Source organism: Streptomyces sp. A012304 (assembly GCF_026008495.1).
In the GTDB taxonomy this organism is placed as follows: Bacteria; Actinomycetota; Actinomycetes; order Streptomycetales; family Streptomycetaceae; genus Streptomyces.
In genome coordinates this window covers 135,738-159,612 of the sequence record NZ_BQUN01000057.1, presented here as the reverse complement: position 1 = coordinate 159,612, position 23,875 = coordinate 135,738, and the positions used below count along the sequence as shown (strand labels likewise).

Sequence of the window (23,875 nt, the reverse complement as noted above, 5' to 3'; positions counted from 1 at the left end):
AGGAGCGCGGCCACGGTCCGGCCGCCTGCTCCGACGCCTTCACCATCACCGGCTCAAGCCCGCGCCCGCGAAGAGCATGCGTCACGGCGCCCCCAGGACCGTCTGGGGGCGCCGGAGCTCAAGGGCGCTGTGCGGCCCCGGTCGTCAGGGACGGCTGACGAGGTATCCGCCCATGGAAGTGAAGTAGTCGGTCGCGGGCAGCTCGCGGCCGTCCTCCGTGCGTACGCGCGTGATGGCCAGACCGTGGTTGCGGCCGGTCCGGGCGTCGGCGCCGGCGACGATGACCACGCCGTCGCCCTCACGGTAGAAGATGCGGCCGGGGGTGCCGCCGTAGCGGCCCTCCGACACGACGGCGGCCAGGATCTCCAGGCGCTTGCCCTTGTGGAACGTGAACGCGGCCGGGTAGGGCGCGGACTGTGCGCGGACCAGACGCTCCAGGACCTCGGCAGGCCAGTCCCAGTTGATCCGGATGTCCTCCTCGGACCGCTTGTGGAAGAAGGTCGCCTGGGAGCGGTCCTGCTTGGTGAACTCGGTCTCACCGGCGGCGATTCGGGCCAGTGCGCCGATCGTGACGGGGGCGATGAGGTCGACGGTCTTGTGGAAGAGGTCGGTGGCCGTGTCGGTGGGCTCCACCGCGACCGCCCGCTGGTCCACGATGTCGCCGGCGTCGAGCACCTCGTCCATCATGTGGGCCGTGACGCCGACTTCGGTCTCACCGTTGATGAGGGCCCAGATCAGCGGAGAGAAACCGGCGTACTTGGGCAGCAGCGAGTCGTGGACGTTCAGGGTGCCGTGGCGGGGGAGGCCGTAGATCCGCGGCGGGATCCAGGTCCGCCAGTTGTTGGCCACGATGATGTCCGGGTCGGCCTCCTTGAGTTGCTGGAACAGCTCCTCGTCGTCGGGCCGGTTGCGGATGACGACCGGGACCCCGTGTTCCTCGGCCAGTTCGGCGACCGAGTCGCTCCAGATCTTCTCGTAGGCGTGCTCGCTCTTGGGGTGGGTCACGACCATCACCACGTCGTGCTCGGAGTCCAGGAGCGCCTTCAGGGTGCGATGGCCCCAGGTCTGATAGCCGAACATGACGACCCGCATCGGGGGTTCCTCCTCAGGAGAGCGAATGAGCGAGGACAAGTAAAGCAAGGCTTACCTAAGGGTCGCAATCACCCTTGCTTTCGGGTCTGTTCGATGGATGGATAGGGCGGTTGTCTGTTTTGTCTGGTCGACAGCCTGGCTGGATCAGGTTAGCTTTACCTAAGTTCCACTCGGCTGCCGGTCACCGGTGTGCCTGGACTCCTCGTTTCCCCACGCCTGACCGGACGCCTGGCAGGCGGCTGTCCCGCACGAATGGGAGTGACATGTCACAGGCTCTTCCTGGCGACGCACCACTGATCCACGACCTGATCGGTATCGGCTTCGGGCCGTCCAACGTGGCCATGGCGATCGCGCTGAGCGAGCACAACGCGCGCGTCGGAAGGCAGGAGGCGGTCACCGCTCACTTCTTCGAGCAGCAGCCCAGCTTCGGTTGGCACCGCGGCATGCTCATCGACGACGCGACGATGCAAGTGTCCTTCCTCAAGGACCTGGTGACCCTCCGGAACCCGAGCAGCGAGTACACCTTCCTGCGCTACCTGCAGAGCAAGGGCCGTCTGATCGACTTCGTCAACCACAAGAACTTCTTCCCGCTGCGCGTCGAGTTCCACGACTACTTCGAGTGGGCCGCAGCGAAGGTCGACGACATGGTCTCGTACGGCCACGAGGTCGTCGCCGTGGAGCCCGTCGTGCGCGACGGCGTGGTGGAGTACCTCGACGTGACAGCCCGGTCCGGTGACGAGGTGGTCGTCCACCGTGCCCGCAACCTCGTCATCGGCACCGGGCTGCGCCCGCTCATGCCGGAAGGCGTCGAGCGGACCGACCGCATCTGGCACAACTCCGACCTGCTGGCGAAGGTGGACGGCCTGGAAGGCGCCAACCCCTCCCGCTTCGTCGTCGTCGGCGCCGGCCAGAGCGCGGCCGAGAACGTCGCCTACCTGCACCGCCGTTTCCCCCAGGCCGAGGTCTGCGCCGTCTTCTCCCGCTACGGCTACAGCCCGGCGGACGACAGCAGTTTCGCCAACCGCATCTTCGACCCGCAGGCGGTCGACGAGTACTTCTCCGCGCCGGAGGACGTCAAGCGCCGGCTGATGGACTACCACGGCAACACCAACTACTCCGTGGTGGACATCGACCTCATCGACGACCTGTACCGGCAGGCGTATCAGGAGAAGGTGCTCGGCACCGAGCGCCTGCGCTTCCTGAACGTCTCGCGCCTCACGGACATCGAGCAGACGACCGACGGAGTCCGCGCCACCGTCAGGTCCCTGGTCACCGGCGAGGAGACCCAGCTGGACGCCGACGTCGTCGTGTGCGCCACCGGATACCAGCAGGCGGACGGCCTCGGCCTGCTCGGCGAGGTCGCGGACCGCTGTCACCGCGACGAGCAGGGCCGCGTCCGCGTCGAGCGCGACTACCGCGTGGCCACCGACGCCGAGCTGCGCTGCGGCATCTACCTCCAGGGCGGCACCGAGCACACCCACGGCATCACCTCCTCCCTGCTGTCCAACACCGCGATACGGGTCGGCGAGATCCTGGACTCGATCCTCGACCGGAACCTCAAGGCTGCGCCCGAAGCGGCACAGCCGATCGCCGACGGCGTCGGCTCCGTCCGCTAGAAGTCTCCGGGCCGGGTGGCTCCCGGCCCGGAGGCCCTGCGCCCTCCAGCCCCCACTGCCCGCATCGCCGCCGTACCCGGTGGCCCGGGCGCGCACTGTGAAATCCCGTGAAAGGAACACCTGTGTCCCCTGCGTCACGTCCCGCTCTGGGGCGGTTCATCAGATACGTCCCCCGGGTCGCCGTCGCCGTCGTTGCCGCGCTCGCTCTGTCCGCCTGTGGGGGCGGTTCCGAGAAGGCCGAGTCCAAGCCCTCAGGTGAGGCGAGCGGCAAGTCGGCCGCCTTCCCGGTGACCGTGGAGCACAAGTACGGCAGCACGACGATCGAGTCGGAGCCGAAGAAGGTCGTCACGCTGGGCCTGTCCGACCAGGACGCGGTCCTCGCCCTGGGCGTGAAGCCGGTGGGCGCGGTGGACTGGTTCAAGGAGCAGCCGTACGGCAAGTGGCCGTGGGCGAAGGACAAGTGGGGGTCGACCCCGCCCCAGATCGTCGGTGAGCGCGACGAGTACAACGTCGAGAAGATCGCCGCTCTCAAGCCGGACCTGATCATCGCGCAGTACTCCGGAATGAAGAAGGAGCAGTACGAGACCCTGTCCAAGATCGCCAAGGTCGTCGCCCAGCCCAAGGGCCATGAGGACTACCAGGCACCCTGGCAGGACATGACCAGGCAGATCGGCAAGGCGCTGGGCAAGAGCGCCGAGACCGACAAGCTGATCTCGGACATCGACGCCCGCTTCAAGGCCGTCCGCGACAAGCACCCGGAGTGGAAGGGCAAGACCGTCGCCGTCGGCGAGCCTTACGAGCCGGGCAAGTTCTCCGCGTTCTCCCCGAAGGACCCGAAGGTCATCTTCCTGACGGAGATGGGCTTCACCACGTCCGAGAAGTACCGCGCCGCCCTCGGCAAGGAGAACATCGCGGACCTCAGCTTCGAGCGCTTCGACGTCATGGAGGCCGACCGCACGGTGTGGCTGGGCACGCCGGACACGGAGAAGGCCCTGAAGGCGGACCCGCTGTACAAGAAGACCAAGGTCAACCAGGAGAAGCGGGACGTGTTCCTGCCGTACGACAGCCCGGACATCGGCGCAGCGCTCTCCTTCAACACCGTGCTGTCCATCCCGTACGCGATCGACCAGGTCGTTCCGATGCTCGAGGCCATCAAGTAAGGCCCCCAGCCCGGACGCCCCCACACCCGCGCCCGTCCGGTGGCCGACACCACTGGGCGGGCGCACCTGCACGACGCCGGACCAAGGCCGACGGACCCGCCCAGCCCGGCTGGAACGTCGCCGAACGCTCCGCCGAGCGCCTCGACGTCCTCGACTTCGACCGGCTCACCTCCAGCACCGAGGCCGACGCCCGCTTCCAGGCCGAGCCGCTCCACGGGAAGCGGACACCGGAGCCCGCGTTCTCCTGCGACACGGTGCTGTCGATCCCGTACGCCATGGACGAGATCCTGCCGCCGCTCACCGCCAAGACGCGGTGACCAACCCACGCCTACGCCACGCCAGGGAAAGGCCACACGAACGATGTTTGACGCCGAGTCGGCCCCGACTTCCGCTGCCGGGACACCAGTGACCGGCGGGCAATCCGGTATCTGGCTTGCCCAGCAGATCGAGCCCGACAGCTCGGCCTTCAACGTCTCGTTCACCCTGGAACTGCGCGGAGACATCGACCTCGACCGCCTGGCCGCGGCCGTCCAGCGGGTGACCGAGGAAGCCGACTGTCTGCACGTGCGCGTGGGCGACGAGAACGGGAGCCCGCGCCAGTGGCCGGCGCGGTTCCCCGTCGACGTCGCCGTCCTCGATCTCCGCGACGCACCCGACCCCGAGGACGCGGCCTGGGAGTGGATGGAGGCGGACCGCAGCCGCTCGACCGGACTCACGGAGCACGGCCCCCTCTTCGCCCACACACTGCTCCGACTCGCGGACGACCGGGTCCTGTGGCATCAGCGCTACCACCACATCGTCATCGACGGGGTGAGCATCGCGCTGATCTCCCGCCGGGCCGGCGAGATCTACACCGACGGCGAGGCGGTCGGCGAGGTCGACTGGTCCGTCACCCGGCTGCCGGACTCCGAGCGTGCCTACCGCGAGTCCGCGCAGTACACCGCCGACCGGGCGTACTGGCTCGACCGGCTCGTCGACCGGCCCGAGCCGGTCCGCCTCGTGGAACGCTCCTCGGCGCTGATCTCCCGCCGTTACCGGCGCACCACGGAGCTTTCGGAGCAGGACACCGCCCGGCTGCACACGGCCGCGGCGGACGCCGGCGTACGGATGTCCCGGCTGCTGGTCGCGGCCGTGGCCGCCTACGTGCACCGCGTGACGGGCGCGCAGGACGTCGTCCTCGGGCTGCCCGTCACCACCCGCCAGGATGCGGCGGTCAGGGACGTGCCCGGCATGGTGTCCAACATCCTGCCGCTCCGGCTGCGCGTCGGCGGGGGCATGACCCCGGCGGAGCTCATCGCGCAGGTACGGGACCGGATCGCGGAGACGGTCGAGCACGCGCGCTACAGGGGCGAGGACCTGGCCAAGGATCTGGGCCTGACCGAGGGAATCGCCGAACTCGTCGGCCCCACGGTCAACATCCTGCCCGGCATCGACCGGCTGCGGTTCGGGGACCTCGCCTCCGACCTCCGACCCCAGTGGCTGGGCCCGGTGAGCGACCTGGCCATCACCGTCGGCGAGTCGCGGCGCGACGCGGCGCGGATCCTGTTCGACGCCGACGCGGACATGTGCGACGAGGAGACCCTCGTCGACCACCAGCGCCGCTTCGGCATCCTCCTCGACGCCTTCGCCGACGCCGCCGACCGGCCCATCGGCCGCATCGAGCTGACGTCGGCCGACGAACGCGCCCAACTCCTCGGCGAGTTCGGCGTCGCACCCCGTGAGGCACCCGAGCTGTCCTGGCCCGCCGCCTTCGAGCGGCAAGTGCTCGGCACTCCGGACTCCGTGGCCCTCGTGTGCGAGGACCGCGAGCTGACCTACGCGGAGCTCAACGCTGCCGCCAACCGGCTCGCCCGGCTCCTCGTCTCCCGTGGCATCGGCGCCGAGCACGTCGTCGGTGTCGCGCTGCCGCGCTCGCCCGAACTCGTCGTCGCGCTGCTCGCCGTGATGAAGGCGGGCGCCGCGTACCTCCCCCTGGACGCCGACCACCCGCAGGACCGCATCGCCTACATGCTGGAGGACTCCGGGGCGCGGACGGTCGTGACCACCCGCGAGCTGTCCGCCGACCTGCCGGACGCCCCCGGCGTCGAGCGCGTACTGCTCGACGAGCCGGCCGTGGCCGCCGAGTGCGGGGCCCTCGACCCCTCGGACCTCCCCGTCCCCGTGGTCCTGGACCAGGCCTCGTACGTCATCTACACCTCAGGCTCCACGGGCCGCCCCAAGGGCGTCGTGGTCTCGCACGACGGTGTCGGCAGCCTCATCGCCACCGCGACCGACCGCATCGGCATCACGTCCGACAGCCGTGTCGTCCAGTTCGCCTCCGTCGGCTTCGACGTCACGGTCTGGGACCTGATCATGTCGCTCTGCGTCGGCGGCCGGATCATCGTCGTCCCGACCGAGCGGCGCGTCGCCGGACCGGCCCTGACCGACTACATCGCCCGGCACCGCGCCACCCACATGATCCTGCCGCCGTCGCTCGTCTCGGCGCTGCCGCAGGACTGCGAACTGCCCGAGGGATCCGTGCTCGTCGTCGGCACCGAGGCCGTGCCCAGCGAGCTCATCGCCCGCTGGGCCGGACGCCTCCAGGTCGTCGTCGCCTACGGCCTCACCGAGGCGACCGTCAACTCCACGCTGTGGGTCTCCGACCCCGACCGGCCCGGCCCCGCGCCCATCGGCGAGCCGGACCCGAACACCCGCGCCTACGTGCTCGACGCCTCCCTGCGCCCCGTGCCGGTCGGCACCGAGGGCGAGCTGTACGTCGGCGGACGCGGCCTCGCGCGCGGCTACCTCGGCCGGCCGGGCCTCACCTCGGAGCGCTTCGTCGCCGACCCGTTCGCCGACGAGGCCGGCGCGCGCATGTACCGCACCGGCGACCGCGTCCGCTGGACCGCCGATGGCAACCTGGAGTTCCTCGGCCGCGCCGACGGTCAGATCAAGATCCGCGGCCACCGCATCGAGCCCGGTGAGATCGAGAGCGCCTTCATGGCCTGCCCCGGCATCGCACAGGCCGCCGTCCTCGTCCGCGAGGACCACCGGAACGTCAAGCGCCTCGTCGCCTACCTGGTCACCGAGACCGGAACCGACGCGGACGCCGTCGCCGACGCGCGCGCCCGGATCGCCGACGGCCTGCCGGACTACATGGTGCCGTCCGCCGTCGTCCGCCTCGACGGCCCTCTTCCGCTCACCCCCAACGGCAAGCTGGACCGCCGTGCCCTGCCCGCGCCGCGGTGGACCGCCATGGCCGGCGACGACGCGCCCACCACACCCGGCGAGACGGCGCTCGCCGCCCTCTTCGCCGATGTGCTCGGCCTGCCCTCGGTCGGCGTCCACGACAGCTTCTTCGAGCTGGGCGGCGACAGCATCGTCGCCATCCAGCTCGTCAACCGTGCCCGCGAGGCCGGTCTCGGCATCACCCCGCGCGATGTCTTCCGGCACCGCACGGTCTCGGCCTTGGCCCGCGTCTCCGGGGACGGGGATCTCACGAACGCCTCACGAGAACTCCCCGCCCCGTTCTCGCTGGTCACCCTCAGCGAGGCCGAGCGCGCCGAGTGCGCCGCGGCCGTCCCGGGCCTCGTCGACGTGCTTCCGGCCACGCCGCTCCACGAGGGCTTCTACTTCCACGCCTCCGTCGACGAGGGAGGCGCCGACGGCTACGCCGTGCAGGACACCGTCGAACTCGCCGGCGACGTCGACCCCGAGGCCCTGCGGGCCGCCGTCCAGCGTCTTCTCGACCGCCACCCGCTGCTGCGCGCCGCCTTCCACCAGCTCCCCGACGGCCGGATCGTCCAGCTGATCGGCGAGCGGGCCGAGCTTCCCTGGCGCTACGCCGACCTGTCCGGTCTGGACGCCGGGCGGCAGGCCGTCGCCGCCGACGAGGTCGCGGCTCAGGAGCGGGCGACCGGGTTCGACCTGGGCGTCCCGCCGCTGCTGAGGGCAGCGCTCGTCCGCTACGGCGCCGAGCGCTCGCACCTCGTGCTGACGCTGCATCACATCGTCGTGGACGGCTGGTCCGTGTCCCTCCTCATGCGGGAGCTTCTGAACGGCTACCGTCCGGGTGGCGAAGCGCCCCGGCCCGCCGAGGACCCGACGTACCGCGCGTACGCGGGATGGCTCGCCGCCCGCGACCGCGACGCCGCACTCGGCGCCTGGCGCGACGCCCTCGCCGGCTTCGACGGACCCGCCCGGCTTCCCGTACGCGCCGCGGACACCGCCGCCGAGGGCACCGGCGCGGTCACCGTCGAGCTGTCCGAGGCCGACACCGCGGCCCTGGCCGCCGGCACCCGCCGACTGGGGCTCACGCTCGGCAGCGTCGTCCAAGGCGGCTTCGGGCTCCTCCTCGGCGACCTCACCGGCTCCCGGGACGTGGTCATCGGCTCCACGGTCTCCGGCCGCCAGGCCGACGTAGCAGGCGTCGAGACCCTTGTCGGCCTCCTCATCAACACGCTCCCGGCCCGCCTGCGATGGGCGCCCGAGCAGACGCTCGTCGACGTCCTCACGCGCTTCCAGGACGAGCAGGCGGAACTTCTGGACCACCAGCACGTGGGGCTCGCCGAGATCCAGCGCGAGCTGGGGCGCGGCGACCTGTTCGAGGCGTTCGTCGTCGTGGAGAACCTGCCCGACGCGGGCGAGCCGTCCGACCCGGCGGGACAGGTCCGCGTCACCGGCTCGCACGTCCGCGACGCCGTCCACTACCCGCTGGCCCTCACCGTCCTGCCCGGCGAGCGGCTCCGGTTGCGCCTGGAGCACGACCCGGCCCGCCTCGACACCGCCGCCGCCGGGCGGTTCGCCGACCGGCTGCGGAGCCTGCTCGACCAGATCGTGACCGACCCGCTCCGGCCGGTCGCCCGGTTGCCTCTTCTCACGGCCGACGAGGAGCGCGCGGCGCTCGACCGGCTGACCGGCCCGTCACCCGCGCACGAGCTGCCCGGTGACACGGTCCACGCCGCCTTCGCCCGGCAGGCCCGCCGTACCCCGGACGCGACCGCGCTGGTCCACGAGGCCGGCCGGACCTCGTACGCCGAACTGGACGCGCGCGCCGAGGCTCTGGCACACCGGTTGCTCAGCGAGGGCGTCACGGCCGAGTCCGTCGTCGCCGTCGCCGTGCCCCGGTCCGCCGAGACGCTGGTCGCGCTGCTCGGCGTGCTCAAGGCGGGCGCGGCCTACCTGCCGGTCGACGTCGACTACCCGGCCGACCGGGTGCGCTACATGCTCACCGACTCCGGGGCACGGACCGTCGTCGTCACCGCCGCGTCCCGGACCCGGCTGCCCGCCCTCGACGGCGTCACGCACGTCGTCGTCGGCGACGAGGCCACCACCGCGGCGCCCGTCTCCGTACCCGCCCACCCGGACGGCGCCGCGTACGTGATGTACACCTCCGGCTCCACCGGCCGGCCCAAGGGCGTCGTCGTGCCGCACCGGGGCGTGGTCGCCCAGCTCGCCTGGACCGCGGACCGCTTCGGCTACGGCCCGGACGAGCGGGTCCTGCACCAGTACTCGACCAGCTTCGACCCGTCCGTCCTGGAGATCTTCGCCCCGCTGCTGACCGGCGGCACCGTCGTGATCGCACGGCCGGACGGCCACCGGGACCCCGCGTACCTCGTCGAGCTGATCCGCCGCGAGCGGGTCACGAGCATCGACCTCGTGCCCTCCCTCTACGGAGCGCTGCTCGCCGAAGACGAGGCGGGGGAGTGGTGGGCCACCGTGCGCCGTGCCTTCAGCGGCGGCGAGGCCCTGCCCGTGCCGCTGGCCCGCCGCTGGCGGGAGCGCACCGGCGTGCCGCTGTTCAACGTGTACGGCCCGACCGAGGCGGTCATCCAGGTCACCAGCTGGGAGGCGGGCAGCACCCCGGAGGAGAGCGGCACCGTGCCCATCGGGCGCCCGGTGTGGAACACGCGCCTCTACGTCCTCGACCGCCACCTCCGCCCCGTCGCGCAGGGCGAGCCGGGCGAGCTCTACATCGCGGGCGGACAGCTCGCCCGCGGCTATCACGGACGCACCGCGCTGACCGCGGAGCGCTTCGTCGCCGATCCGTTCGGCGGTCCGGGAGAGCGGATGTACCGCACCGGAGACATGGTCCAGTTCAGTGGAGACGGTGTGCTCACCTACCTCGGGCGCACCGACCACCAGGTCAAGATCAGGGGTAACCGGGTGGAACTCGGTGAGATCGAGGCACGGCTGCGCGAGCTGCCGGCCGTCGGCGACGTCGCGGTCGTGGCCCGCGACGACGAACGGGGAGTCAAGCAGCTGGTGGCCTACCTGGTCCCGGCCGCCGGCGCCGGCATGGACACCGAGGCGGTACGCGCCGCGCTGAGCGACATCGTGCCCGCGCCCATGGTGCCCAGCCACTTCGTACGCCTGGAGGCACTGCCCCTCACCCCCGGAGGCAAGGTGGACCACAAGACCCTTCCGGCCCCCCAGGCCCGCAGGCGGCACGGCGGCGGTGGCCGCGAGGGCCATGAGCACCAGCTGTGCGCGATCTTCGCGGAGGTCCTCGGCATCGACGCCGTCGAGGCCGACGAGGACTTCTTCGTGCTCGGCGGCGACAGCATCCTGTCCATGGCGGTCTCCAGCCGCGCCCGCAAGGCGGGCCTGGCGGTGACCCCGCGCGACGTCTTCGAGCACCGCACCCCGGCCGCCCTGGCCGCCGCCGTCACCGCAACCGGCGCGGACACCGCCCCGGCCCCGGTCGCCGACTCCGACGGCGTCGGCGACGTGCCGCTCCTCCCGATCGTCCACCAGCTCCGCGAGGACGGCGGCACGATCGGCCGCTTCAACCTCTCGATGCTGCTCCAGGCACCCGCCGCCGCGGACGCCGAGAAGCTGACCCGTGTCCTCCAGGCGGTGCTCGACCACCACGACGGCCTGCGCCTGACCCTCACCCGCATGGACCTGGGCCCGGCCATCCCCGCCCTGTGGTCCGCGCAGACCTCCGCCCCCGGAACGGTCGACGCCGCCGCGCTGCTCCGCCGCGTCGACGTACGCGACCTGGACGACGCCGCACTCCGAGCGGTCATCGGCGAGGAGTCCGACGCGGCCGCGAACCGCCTCGACCCCGACAGCGGTGCGATGGTGCGGGCGGTGTGGTTCGACGCCGGTGCCGAGCAGCCCGGCCGCCTGCTGCTCGTCGTCCACCACCTCGTCATGGACGGCGTGTCCTGGCGGGTGCTCCTCGGAGACCTCGCCGCCGCGTGGGACGCCGTCGTGCGCGGCGAGCGCCCGGCCCTGGAGCCGGTGCCGACCTCCCTGCGCAGGTTCGCCCGGGCGGTCGCCGAACAGGCCACCTCGCCGCAGCGGCAGGCCGAACTCCCGTACTGGGCCAAGACCCTCGCGCCGGGAGCCGAGCTTGTCGCCGGAGCCACCCGTACGGGAACCGCCGGTGTGGCGCGGGAGCACGTCGTCACCCTGTCCACCGACGAGACCCGGGCGCTGCTCACCACCGTGCCCGCCGCGGCCGGAGCCGACGTCACCGAGGTGCTGCTCGCCGCACTGCGTCTGGCCGTGTCGCGCCGGCGCCCGGGCCACGACGGCGACCTGCTGGTCGACCTGGAGCGCCACGGCCGTGACGGCGTCACCGACGCCGACCTCTCCCGCACGGTGGGCTGGTTCACCAGCCTCCACCCGGTCCGCCTGCCCGCCGCCGAGGACCCCCTCGACGCGCTGAAGCAGACCAAGGAGTCGGTCCGCTCCGCGCCCGACTCCGGTGCCGGATACGGCATGCTGCGCTACCTCAACCCGCAGCTCGCCCCGGTGTTCGCCCAGCTGTCCACCGCGCAGGTGCTGTTCAACTACTTCGGCCGGCTGCCCGCCGACCAGGCCAGCGACTGGGCCCCGGCCGTCGAGTCGGACGCGCTGCGCGTCGAGCCGGACGCCGACCTGGCCATGCCGTACCCGCTCCAGGTCAACGCGGTGTGCGCGGAGACCCCGGACGGCCCCGAGCTGCGCGCCACCTGGACCTGGCCGGACGGCACCACCCTGACCGAGGGCGATGTCCACGCCTTGGGTGCGGCCTGGGCCGACGCCCTGCGCGAGCTCGTCGCCCGGACCGCCGCACCTGGCGCCCGTCCCTCCCTCACCCCCTCGGACGTGCCGCTGGTCGCCCTCACCCAGGCCGGCATCGAGCTGGTCGAGCGGGTCAGCCCGGCCCCGGTGGCCGACATCTGGCCGCTGTCGCCGCTCCAGGAAGGCATCTACTTCCACGCCAGCTACGACACGACCGCGCTGGACGTCTACACCGCGCAGGACACCTTCGACTTCGACCACCGGCTCGACGCCGACCGGCTGCGCGCCGCCTGTGCGACCCTGCTGCGCCGGCACCCGAGCCTGTGCGCCGGCATCACCAGCGACGGCCTTCCCGAGCCGGTCCAGTTCGTGTGCCAGGCCGACGAACTGCCCGCGCCGCTGACCGAGATCGACCTGACCGGCCTGACCGAGACCGAGCGCCGGGCCCGGCTCGACGAGATATCCGACACCGACCGGCACCAGCGGTTCGACCTGACCGCGCCCCCGCTGTTCCGGCTGACCCTGATCCGGCTCACCGACACCACCGACCGGCTGATGCTCAGCCACCACCTGGTCGCATGGGACGGCTGGTCCCAGTCCCTCTTCCTGGACGAGCTCCTGGGGCTGTACGCGGCCGCAGGCGACGACCGTGCCCTGTCCGCCGCGGGCAGCTACCGCGACTACCTGGGCTGGCTCGCCGGCCAGGACTTCGACACGGCCCGCGAGACCTGGCGGCGGGCCCTCGCCGGACTGGACGAGCCGACGCTCGTCGCCCGCGAGCGCGGTGACGAGCCGACCATCCCGCGCCGCCGCACGCTCAGCCTGGGCCGGGCGCTCAGCGAGCGGCTGCGGGCCTCCGCCCGTGAGCACGGCCTGACCATCAACGCGGTACTGTCCGCCGCGTGGGCGCTGGTCCTGTCGGCCACCGTGGGCCGCGACGACGTGGTGTTCGGCGCCACCGTCGCCGGCCGTCCGGCGGACGTCCCCCGGGTCGACACGACGATCGGCATGTTCCTCAACACCGTGCCCCAGAGGATCACCCTCGACCCGGCCGAGCCGGTCGGCGACCTGCTGCGCCGCATCCAGGCCGAGCGGGTCGCCCTGATGGACCACGAGTACCTGGGGCTCGCCGAACTCCAGCGCGCCGGCGGCCACCCGACCCTCTTCGACACCCTGTACGTCCTGCAGAACTTCGCCGACGAGGGCGCCTTCCACCAGCTGACGGAGCGCCACGGCATCACCGGCGTGGGCAGCGTCGACGCCACCCACTACCCGATGACGCTGATCGTCAACCCGGCCGAGACGGTCCAGGCCAAGCTGGAGTACCGCCCCGACCTGGTGGACGACGAGCAGGCCGAGGCCACGCTGGACCGCTTCGGCGCCCTCGTGGAGCGGCTGATCGGCGACCTGAACGCCCGCACCGGCGCCCTCGACCTGCTGCTGCTCGGCGAGCGGGAGTCCCTCGCCGCCGACTGGGCGGGCAGCCGGGAGCCCGTGCCGAACGAGACCGTCGCGGACATGCTGGCCACGCAGGTGGCCCGTACCCCGGACGCGGTGGCGCTGGTCTTCGGCCAGCGCGCCCTCACGTACGCCGAACTGGACGCGCACATCAACCGGATCGCCCGGCTGCTGCTCGCCCGTGGCGCCGGCCCGGAGAAGGTCGTCGCCCTGGCGCTGCCGCGCTCCATCGACATGGTGGCCGCGCTGTTCGCCGTACTGCGCACGGGAGCGGCCTACCTGCCGCTGGACCTCGACCACCCGGCCGACCGGCTGCGGCTGATGGTCGAGGACACCGGGCCGCTGTGCCTGCTGTCCACGGTCGCCGTGGCCCCGACCCTGCGCGGTGAGAGCGGTCCCGTCGCGCCGGAACTCCTCCTGGACGACGAGGCCGTGGCCGCCGAGCTGGCCGGGCTCCCGGGCGGCGAGATCACCGACGACGAGCGGCCCGCGTTCGCCCGCGACAGGGCGGACCGGCTGGAGCACCCGGCGTACGTCATCTACACCTCCGGCTCCACCGGCCGCCCCAAGGGCGTCGTCACCCCCTACCGGGGTCTGACGAACATGCAGCTCAACCATCAGAAGGAGATCTTCGACCCGGCCATCGCCTCGGCCGGCGGACGACGGCTGCGCATCGCGCACACCGTGTCCTTCGCGTTCGACATGTCGTGGGAGGAACTGCTCTGGCTCGTCGAGGGCCACGAGGTGCACGTCTGCGACGAGGAGCTGCGCCGCGACGCCGAGGCGCTGGTGGCCTACTGCGACCGGCACAAGGTCGACGTGGTCAACGTGACGCCGACGTACGCCCAGCTGCTCATCGAGGAGGGCCTGCTCGACCACGACGAGGCCGAGGGCACGCACCGGCCCGCGCTGGTCCTGCTCGGCGGCGAGGCGGTGTCCGACACGGTGTGGACGAAGCTCCGCCGCACCGAGGGCACCTACGGCTACAACCTGTACGGGCCCACCGAGTACACGATCAACACCCTCGGCGGGTCCACCACCGACAGCGCCACCCCCACCGTCGGCCTGCCCATCCGCAACACCCGCGCCTACGTCCTCGACGCGATGCTGCGACCGGTTCCCCCGGGCTGCCCCGGCGAGCTGTACATCGCCGGCACCGGTCTGGCCCGCGGCTACCACGACCGTCCCGCCCTGAGCGCCGAGCGGTTCGTCGCCGACCCGTTCGGGGAGCCGGGCGAGCGGATGTACCGCACGGGCGACCTCGTCCGCCAGCGCCCCGACGGCCTGCTGGACTTCCTCGGCCGCACCGACGACCAGGTCAAGATCCGCGGCTACCGGATCGAGCTGGGCGAGATCGCCGCGGCGCTGTCCGCGCACCCCGATGTGGCGCACGCCGCCGTGGTCGTCAACGAGGCCACGGGCACCAAGCGCCTGGTCGGCTACGTCGTGGCGGAGGCCGGCGCCGATGCGGGCGAGGACCTGCTCCAGCGGCTGCGCGACCACGTGAAGGCGGCCCTGCCCGACTACATGGTCCCCGCCGCGCTCGTCCCCGTGGACACGCTCCCGCTGACCGTGAACGGCAAGCTGGACGTCCGTGCCCTGCCCGCCCCCGACTTCGGCGGTACGGGCCCCAGCCGCGCCCCCCGCACGCCGCGGGAGGAGACGCTGTGCGCCCTCTTCGCGGAGGTCCTGGGCCTGCCGGAAGGCAGCGTCGGGATCGACAGCGACTTCTTCGAGCTGGGCGGCCACTCCCTGCTGGCCACCCGCCTGGTCAGTCGCGCCCGCACCGCGCTCGACGCCGAACTCGCCATCCGCGACCTGTTCGAGGCGCCCACGGTGGCGGAACTGGTGGACCGCGCGGCCCGCTCCGGCGGCTCCGCCCGACCCGCCCTCACTGCCGGCGAGCGGCCCGCCGAGCTGCCGCTGTCCCACGCCCAGCAGCGGCTGTGGGTCATCCAGCAGATCGAATGCACCTCGGCGGCGTACAACTTCCCCCTGGTGATGCGACTGCGAGGGGCGCTGGACCTCGACGCCTGGGCCGCGGCGCTCGCCGATGTGACGGCCCGCCACGAGGCCCTGCGCACGGTCTTCGCCGAGCGCGACGGCCAGGCGTTCCAGCGGGTCCTGCCCGCGGGGGAGGCCCGGCCCGCGGTCGAGCACGTGCGGGCGACCGAGGAGGAGGTGCCCGGCCTGGTCGACGCGGCGATCAACCGCCCCTTCGACCTCGCCGCCGAACTGCCGCTGCGGGCCACGGTCATCGAGGTGGCACCGCAGGAGCACGTCGTCGTCGTCCTCCTGCACCACATCACCACCGACGAGTGGTCGGACCGCCCGTTCCTGCGCGACCTGGCCGCCGCCTACGCGGCCCGCCTGGACACCGCAGCGGCCCCGGACTGGGAGCCGCTGGCCGTCCAGTACGCCGACTACGCGCTGTGGCAGCAGCGGCTGCTCGGCGACCCGGCCGAGACGGAAAGCCTGGCCGCCCGGCAGCTGGAGTACTGGCAGTCGGTGCTCGACGGGGCTCCCGAGGAGCTTGAGCTGCCCACCGACCGGCCCCGCCCGGCCCGCCCCGCGTTCTCCGGTGCCGAGCTGGACATCGCCTTCGACGCGGACGTCCACGAGGGGCTGAAGCGGCTCGCCCGGGAGACCGGCGCCAGCATGTTCATGGTGGTGCACGCGGCTGTCGCCGCCCTGCTGCACCGGCTGGGCGCGGGTGACGACATCCCGCTCGGTTCCCCCATCGCGGGCCGGAGCGACGAGGCGCTGGACGACCTGGTCGGCTTCTTCGTCAACACCCTGGTGCTCCGCACCGACCTGAGCGGCGATCCGAGCTTCACCGAGCTGCTGGCCCGGGTCCGCGAGACGGACCTGGCGGCGTTCTCCCACGCCGACGTGCCGTTCGAGTCGGTCGTCGAGAAGCTGAACCCGACCCGCTCGCTCTCCCGGAACCCGCTGTTCCAGGTGATGGTCGGCTACCACGCCCGGACCGGCGACGAGCTGGAACTGGCCGGACTCCAGGTGGAGTACGTGCCGTTCCGTATCCGCTCCGCCAAGTTCGACCTGGTGTTCAGCTTCACCGAGCACACCGAGGCCGACGGCGGGGCCGGATCGCTGGTCTGCCGGCTGGAGTTCGCCACCGAACTCTTCGACCACGAGACGGCGGAGCGGCTCGGCGAGCGCCTGCGCACCCTGGTCGCGGCCCTGGTGGCGGCCCCCGAGCGGCCCGTCTCGCAGGCGGAGATCCTCGCCGCCGACGAGCGGCACCTGGTCCTCGAAGGCTTCAACGGCGCCCCCCGCGCCGTCGAGGAGGAGACCCTGCCGGCCCTGTTCGCGCGGCGGCTGGCCGAGCGCCCCGACGCGGTCGCCGTCGTCGACCACGCGCGCTCGGTGACGTACGAGCGGCTGGACGCCCGGTCCAACCGGATCGCCCGGCTGCTGGCCGCGCACGGTGTGGGAGCCGAGAGCGTGGTCGGCGTGGCCGTGCCCCGCTCCGCCGACATGATCGCCACGGTCCTCGCCGCGCTCAAGCTGGGCGCCGCGTTCCTGCCGCTCGACCTGGCCCACCCCGCCGACCGGCTCGCCTACATGATCGAGGACTCGGGGGCGGCCCTGGTCGTCGGAACCGAGCCGGTGGCCGGGAAGATCCCCGCCGTGCCGGGCGTACCGATCGTGCTCCTCGATGTCCCCGAGACGGCCGCCGAGCTGGAGAGGCTGTCGGAATCCGCTGTCGACGGCGGGCCGGTCGGCCTGGACCAGGCCGCGTACGTGATCTACACGTCCGGTTCGACGGGCCGCCCCAAGGGCGTCGTCGTCCCCCACGAGGGGATCGCCAGCCTGGTCGCCACCGCCGTGGACCGGATGGGCCTGGAACCGGACAGCCGGGTCCTGCAGTTCGCCTCGATCGGCTTCGACGTGTTCGCCTTCGAACTCTCGATGGCCCTGTGCCACGGCGGACGGCTCGTCCTCATCACCGACGAGGCCCGGGTCGCCGGTCCCGCGCTCACCGACTTCCTCGCGGACCAGCGGATCACCCACATGATCCTGCCGCCCTCGCTGGTCTCGGCGCTGCCGCCGGGCTGCGAGCTGCCCGAGGGCTCCACCGTCCTCGTCGGTACGGAGACGGTGCCGCCGGACCTGTTCGAGCGCTTCGGCGCCACGGCCAACCTGATCTGCGCGTACGGGCTCACCGAGGCGACGGTCAACTCCACGCTGTGGCCGGCGCGCGAACACGGTGGCCGACCGGGCAGCCGGGTTCCCATCGGCCGGCCCGACCCCAACACCCGCTGCTACGTCCTGGACGACCACCTGCGTCCGGTCCCGCCGGGCGTGGTGGGCGAGCTGTACGTCTCCGGACGCGGCCTGGCGCGCGGCTACCTCGGCAAGGCCGGGCTCACCTCGGAGCGGTTCGTCGCCGACCCGTACGGCCCGCCCGGCAGCCGCATGTACCGCACCGGTGACCGCGCCCGCTGGCGCGCGGACGGCAACCTCGACTTCCTCGGCCGGGTCGACACCCAGGTGAAGGTCCGCGGCTTCCGCATCGAGCTCGGGGAGATCGAGGCGGCACTCGCCTCGCACCCGTCGGTCGCCCAGGCCGCCGTACTGCCCGACCGGGACGGCGACATCGTGCGCCTGATCGGCTACGCGGTACCGGAGAGCGGGGAGCCCGATCCGCAGGAGCTGCGCGCCCACGTGGCGGGGCTGCTGCCCGAGTACATGGTGCCGGCGCTCGTGGTGGCTCTGGACGGCCCGCTGCCGCTCACGCCCAACGGCAAGCTGGACCGCAGGGCGCTGCCCGCGCCGGACTGGTCCGCGATGACCGGCGACGCCCGGCCGGCCACCGAGACGCAGGCCCGCCTGGCGGCCCTGTTCTGCGAGATCCTCAAGCTCGACACCGTGGGCGTCCACGACAACTTCTTCGCGCTCGGCGGCCACTCCATGGCCTCGATGCGGCTTCTGGGCCGTATCCGCGCCGAGTTCGGCTTCGAGTTGAGCATCCGGGACGTCTTCGACGCGCTGACGGTGGCCGGTCTGGCGGGCAAGCTGGAGGGTGCCGCGGCCGCCCGGCCGGCGCTGCGGCCCACCGATCGGGCGAGCGGAGGGCCGCTGCCGGCCGCGCCGGTCCAGGGCTGGCAGTGGGAGGCGCACCGGCGTACCCCCGGCTTCGACCACGCGCTGGCCCTGCGGGCACCGGACGGCGGCCTCGACGCCGTCGCGCTCGCCGAGGCCCTCGCCGATGTGGCGGCCCGCCACGAGCCGCTGCGCACGGCGTTCACCGAACGCGACGGCGCGGTGCACCAGCGGTCGGTCGAGGCCCCGGCGCTCGCGCTCGACCGGTGTGCGGACCTGGACGCCCGCCTGACCGAACTCGCGGCGCAGACCCCGGACCTGGAGCAGGAGGCCCCCCTGCGGGCGACCCTGCTGACCGACCCGGCCGGTCACCAGGCTCTCCTGCTGACCTCGCACTACCTGGCGGTGGACGAGTGGTCGGTGGTCCCGCTGTTCCGTGACCTGACCACGGCGTACGCGGCGCGTACGGAGGGCCGGGCACCCGAGTGGGAGCCGCTGCCGGTGACGTACGCGGACTACACCCGCTGGGCGCACGAGGTCCTGGGCGACCTCGAGGACCCGGACAGCCGGGGCGGCCGGCAGCTCGCGTACTGGCGGCAGACGCTGCAGGACGTCCCGGCGGAGCTGGCGCTCCCGACGGACGGCCCGAACACGTCAGCCGAGGGTGGCGACCATGTGGGCTTCGTCCTGGACGAGGAGCTGCACGCGGCCGTGGACGAACTGGCCCGGGCGACCGGCACCAGCATGTTCATGGTGCTGCACTCCGCTCTGGCGGCCCTGCTCACCGCCCACGGCACCGGCACCGACCTGCCCATCGGTACGATGGTCGCCGGGCGCGGGGACGACCAGCTGGCCGACCTCGTCGGCTGCTTCCTCAACACCGTGGTGCTGCGCACCGACACGGCCGGCGACCCGGCCTTCACGGAGCTGCTGACCCGGGTACGGGAGACCACGCTCAGCGCGCTCGACCGGCAGGACGTGCCGTTCGACGCGGTCGTCCGGGCGACCGGACTGCCGCCGCGGGGCCCGCAGGTGATGGTGATCCACCACGAGCAGGCGGACCTCGGGCAGTTGGAGGGCGGCATGGGGTCCTTCCACGCCGTGCCGACCGGCACCGCGCGGGCGGAGCTGACCCTCAGCTTCTACGAGCCGCAGGGCGACGGCCCGGTGCACTGCGAGCTCATCTACGCGCACGACCTGCTCGGCCCGGCCAAGGCCCGGCAGCTCGCCGAAGAACTACAGACACTGCTGCGCAACGCCGCGGCCGACCCCGAGCAGCCGCTCTCCGAGCTGTTCACCGCACAGTCCATGAGGAGTGACGAAGCATGAGCACCAACCCGTTCGAGGACCCGCAGGGCCGCTTCCTGGTCCTGGTCAACGACGAGAACCAGCACTCGCTGTGGCCGTCCTTCGCCGAGGTCCCCGCCGGCTGGCGGACCGCCTTCGGCGAGGACACCCGCGAGGCGTGCCTCGCCTACGTCGAGTCGAACTGGACCGACCTGCGCCCCGCGAGCCTGGTGGCCCAGCAGGGCTGACCCCGCCCGCGATGCCTGACACAGACGGCCGCCCGCAGAGAACACCTCTGCGGGCGGCCGCGTTCCGGCGGCCGGCGAGGCGCGGTGGATCCCGCCGCTCGCCCTCGTGCAGCGCCTGTCCACCGCCGACCACCGGCTCGAACCCCCCGCCTTCATTTATGCGCTGTTGAGCTGTCCACCGGCTATCGTCCACCGTCATGTCGATCACGGGTTGGCGAGTGCACTTCACTCGCCGAGATCCTGGCGTGGCCGCGCGAACAGGCCCTGTTCATACGGGAGTTCAGTGCTCTGTTCGCCGGTCTCGATCAGGGGTTGGACGATCTGGGTGTACCCGAAGGGCAGCCGTTCCTGATCAGTCCGGCGGGCGGGTACGACGTGGCGCTGAACCGGTACTTCTCGGTATGGCTCGCGTCGTCACCGTGGAACACCCAAGCCGCCCATGCCCGGGACCTGCGTACGTACTTCGACTTCCTGTGGTTTGCACGAGGCCAGCGTGACTGGCGCGACGCGTCCATGGACGACCGGGCGGCGTACGAGTGGTGGCGTCGCCGCGACGACCATGGACCCCGCCTGGAAGACACGAGCTGGGACCGGGAGGTGTCCACGGTCAACCAGTTCTACCTGTGGGCGATCGAGCAGGACCTCGTCCGGGCCAATCCCATCCGCCAGCGCGCGGCCGTGGTGTGGTCGCCCTGGCGGGGCGGGTCTGGCGGCGGCATGGTGCGGCAGGTGCCGGCCGAGACGTCGCACACGGGTCCGCGGCGGGAGGTGAAGTGGCTGCCGCCGAGGTCGTATCGGCTGTGGCGCAATGTCGGACTGTGCGGCTTCGGCTCGAAGATGCGCACCCGGCTGGAGCTGGTGCCGGAAGGGGCGTGGGAGCCGGTGGGCTTCAGCGAGGAGGGCTGGCTGGAGCGGTCGGCGGTGGCCGCGTGAGTGAGGAGGGCCCCCGCGCGGGCCGCGGTCGTGCGGCGGCCGTGCCCGACGGCTTCTACGAACCGCCACCGATGGTGGAGTTCCCCGAGGACGGCGGGGCGCCGGTGGTGCGGTTCACCGGTGAGGACGGCCGCGAGCGCGTGTTCCGGTGCGAGGAGTTGCCGCTGCCGGGGATGCACCGTGACTTCGCGCACGCGCTCGGTGTGCGGATCGGGCCCGGCGGCGGGCGCCGCACGCGGCGGGCGGTGAGCAGCCAGTCGGCCCTGCTGAGAATCTCAGGCGTTGCGGCCTTCAGGCAGGACCGTTGCCCTCGCGTTCGCCCTGGAGGACGGGCGGCGGTGCTGTGGTCCCCCGCGGGATCAGGTGCGTGGGCAGGACAATGTGCTGGCTGCGGTCGGCTTCCGGCTCGTTGATGAGTTCCAGTGCCAGTTCGGCGGCGGCGCGGCCCATGTCCGAGGGGGACTGGGCCACGGTGGACAGGTCGAGCCATTCGGCCATCAGCTGGTCGTCGAAGCCGAGGACGGAGATCCGTTCGGGCACCTCGATCTGCACGGTGCGCAGGCTCAGGATGAGGGAGGCGGCGAGTTCGTCCTGTTCGGCGAAGATCGCGGTGGGGGGCTCGCGCAGGCTCAGCAGGTTGCCGACCGCCTGGGTGGTGCCGCGTTTGTCGCGGGGCGGGGTGGTGACAATCAGGTCGTCGTCCAGGGGGATGCCCGCCTCGGTGAGCGCCTGCTGGTAACCGAGGAGGCGCTCGCGTGAGCTGAAACTGAAGCCGCGGGCGTTGGTGGTGTGGGCGAAGGCGATCCGGCGGTGTCCGAGGTTGATCAGGTGGCGGGTGGCCTTGCAGGCGCCGGCGACGTCGTCGACGTAGACGCTGGGGCGGCCCGCGACGTGCTGGCTGATGTAGATGACCGGCATGCCGAGGTCGTCCAGCCGGGTGGTCTCCTCGCCGGTGAGGTCGAAGCAGAACACCAGCAGCGCGTCCGCGTTACGGCGGGCCGGCAGTCGCTCGAAGAACGCGGCCCGTTCGTCCAGGTCCGGGACGACGTACACGGTCAGCTCCATGCCGGCCCCACGCAGCAGCGGGCCCAGGCTGGACAGCGCCGCTCCCATGAACCACGAGTCCAGCGTGGGCACGAGCACCGCCATGACACCCGTCCGGCCGGTGACCAGGCTCGACGCTTGCCGCGAGATCGCGAAGTTCAGTTCACGGGCCGCTCGCTCCACCCGGGCACGGACCTCGGGTGAGACCGACGTCAGACCGCGCATCGTGCGGGAAACGGTGGAAGGGGAGACCCCTGCCCGTTCGGCGACGTCGGCCAACGTGGGGTGCCGCTGAGCTGGTGACATGAGCGGAAGTTAGCACAGTTCGAGCCTTCAGCGGGAGCCCTCGTGACAGCGCTGTCACGACTTCTACGGCGCATGGAATGCCTGATACATCCAGTTCTTAAGCGACATCGCTCGCCTAAATCTTCCGTGCTACCGCGACGTTACGCATTGACTTCCGCCAGGTGCACTCCTACGGTGCAAGCGTTGTCTCATCGGAGGCCGAGCGGTCGCCGTAGCTCATTCATTGGTTGCCTTGACCTGCGCTTTCGATCCACAAAACGCCGTGACAGCACAGTCTCGTAACGGAGACATCCCAGAGTCATCTCGGTAGCTACTCCCTACAGGGCGCCCCCGCCGAGACTTCGGTTCCGCACGTCCAGGAGAGACAGTGAACGCCAGAACCACCAGAGTTCTTCAGTGCTCGGCCGTGCTCGTCGCCGCCGGGCTCGTCCTCACCGCCTGCGGCTCCTCCGACAGCGGCAGCTCGTCGAAGGAGTCGAAGAGCCCGTCGTTCTCGGGCCGCGGCCCGATCACGTACGCGGCCGCCAAGGACAGCTCCGGCGTCGTCCAGAAGGTCATCGACAGCTGGAACGAGCAGCACCCCAAGGAGAAGGTCACCTTCGTCGAACTGCCCGCGGATGTGAACCAGCAGCGCCAGCAGATGATCCAGAACGCCGAGACGAAGTCCGACGCCTACACGGTGCTCTCCCTGGACGTGGTGTGGACCTCGGAGTTCGCCGCCCACCAGTGGATCGACCAGTTGCCCGCCGCGCAGTTCCCGCTGGACAAGATGCTCAAACCGACCGTGGAGACGGGCCAGTACCGCGACAACCTGTACGCGGTCCCGGCCAGCTCGGACGGCGGCGTGCTGTACTACCGCTCCGACCTGCTGAAGAAGGCCGGCGTCGCCGCCGCGCCGACGACGTGGGCGGAGATGAAGGCCGCCTGTGCCAAGGTAAAGAAGCTGCCCGAAGCCAAGGACATGGACTGCTACGCGGGCCAGTTCCAGAAGTACGAGGGCCTCACCGTCAACTTCGCCGAGGCCGTGAACTCCGCCGGCGGTGTCATCACCGACGCCAACGGCAAGCCGGACGTCGACACGCCCGAGGCGAAGAACGGCCTGGACTTCCTCGTCGACTCCTTCAAGGACGGCACGATCCCCAAGGAAGCCATCACCTACCAGGAAGAGGAAGGCCGCCAGGCGTTCCAGTCCGGCAAGCTCATCTTCCTGCGGAACTGGCCGTACGTGTACTCGCTGGCCGAGAAGAGCAAGGTCAAGGGCAAGTTCGCGGTCGCGCCGCTGCCCGGCCTGGACGGGGCAGGCTCCTCCAGCCTCGGCGGCCACAACGTGGCCCTGTCCTCCTTCGCCAAGAACAAAGCCACGGCGCTGGACTTCATGAAGTACTTCACCAGCCAGGACACCGCGACCACGTTCCTCAAGGACGCCTCCATGGCCCCGCCCTACGAGGCCCTCTACGACGACCAGGCGCTGGTCAAGCAGTACCCGTACCTGCCGGTGCTGAAGAAGTCGATCCTCAACGCCGTACCGCGCCCAAGGGTCGTGCAGTACGGCGACGCGTCCTCCGCGATCCAGCAGGAGGCGTACGCGGCCCTCAACGGTGACAAATCCAGCGCGCAGGCGCTGAAGGACCTGCAGAACGAGCTGCAGAAGTCCGCAGGTCAGTGAGGG

The 23,875-nt window shown here is 71.8% G+C and carries 8 protein-coding genes; 6 read left to right on the top strand and 2 right to left on the bottom strand.

The features are described from left to right. Window positions 1-144 precede the first annotated feature (144 nt). Window positions 145-1,092 (bottom strand): methionyl-tRNA formyltransferase, encoded by a 948-nt coding sequence (locus ALMP_RS13000; protein ID WP_264927222.1) that lies wholly within the window; start codon window positions 1,090-1,092, stop codon window positions 145-147. 263 nt (window positions 1,093-1,355) lie between these two features. Between ALMP_RS13000 and ALMP_RS12995 the strand changes: the two genes are divergently transcribed. From ALMP_RS12995 to ALMP_RS12975, 5 genes are all read left to right on the top strand, one after another. After that, window positions 1,356-2,708, top strand: a complete 1,353-nt coding sequence (locus tag ALMP_RS12995; RefSeq protein WP_264927220.1) for a lysine N(6)-hydroxylase/L-ornithine N(5)-oxygenase family protein — start codon at window positions 1,356-1,358, stop codon at window positions 2,706-2,708. Window positions 2,709-2,830: 122 nt separating this feature from the next. Beyond that, window positions 2,831-3,868, top strand: coding sequence for an iron-siderophore ABC transporter substrate-binding protein (locus ALMP_RS12990; RefSeq protein ID WP_264927218.1), 1,038 nt, complete (start codon window positions 2,831-2,833; stop codon window positions 3,866-3,868). Window positions 3,869-4,228: 360 nt separating this feature from the next. Next, window positions 4,229-19,717 (top strand): non-ribosomal peptide synthetase, encoded by a 15,489-nt coding sequence (locus ALMP_RS12985; protein ID WP_264927217.1) that lies wholly within the window; start codon window positions 4,229-4,231, stop codon window positions 19,715-19,717. Then, complete coding sequence (locus ALMP_RS12980) at window positions 19,714-19,923, top strand: MbtH family protein (protein ID WP_264927215.1); 210 nt, start codon at window positions 19,714-19,716, stop codon at window positions 19,921-19,923. The genes ALMP_RS12985 and ALMP_RS12980 overlap by 4 nt, the downstream gene beginning before the upstream one ends. A gap of 312 nt (window positions 19,924-20,235) precedes the next feature. Then, entirely contained in the window at window positions 20,236-20,856 is a 621-nt protein-coding gene (locus tag ALMP_RS12975) for a site-specific integrase (protein ID WP_264927213.1), read from the top strand. Window positions 20,857-21,147: 291 nt separating this feature from the next. Here the strand turns inward: ALMP_RS12975 and ALMP_RS12970 are convergent, their stop codons facing one another. Then, window positions 21,148-22,206, bottom strand: coding sequence for a LacI family DNA-binding transcriptional regulator (locus ALMP_RS12970; RefSeq protein ID WP_309299466.1), 1,059 nt, complete (start codon window positions 22,204-22,206; stop codon window positions 21,148-21,150). Window positions 22,207-22,573: 367 nt separating this feature from the next. Between ALMP_RS12970 and ALMP_RS12965 the strand changes: the two genes are divergently transcribed. After that, window positions 22,574-23,872 carry an ABC transporter substrate-binding protein gene (locus tag ALMP_RS12965; protein WP_264927211.1) on the top strand — a complete coding sequence of 433 codons (1,299 nt, stop codon included), beginning with the start codon at window positions 22,574-22,576 and terminating at the stop codon, window positions 23,870-23,872. Window positions 23,873-23,875 lie beyond the last annotated feature (3 nt).

Bases quoted from the DNA above. Each gene is read 5' to 3' on its own strand.
- ALMP_RS13000 (WP_264927222.1), bottom strand. From the start codon at position 1,092: ATGCGGGTCGTCATGTTCGGCTATCAGACCTGGGGCCATCGCACCCTG.
- ALMP_RS12995 (WP_264927220.1), top strand. From the start codon at position 1,356: ATGTCACAGGCTCTTCCTGGCGACGCACCACTGATCCACGACCTGATC.
- ALMP_RS12985 (WP_264927217.1), top strand. From the start codon at position 4,229: ATGTTTGACGCCGAGTCGGCCCCGACTTCCGCTGCCGGGACACCAGTG.
- ALMP_RS12980 (WP_264927215.1), top strand. From the start codon at position 19,714: ATGAGCACCAACCCGTTCGAGGACCCGCAGGGCCGCTTCCTGGTCCTG.
- ALMP_RS12970 (WP_309299466.1), bottom strand. From the start codon at position 22,206: ATGTCACCAGCTCAGCGGCACCCCACGTTGGCCGACGTCGCCGAACGG.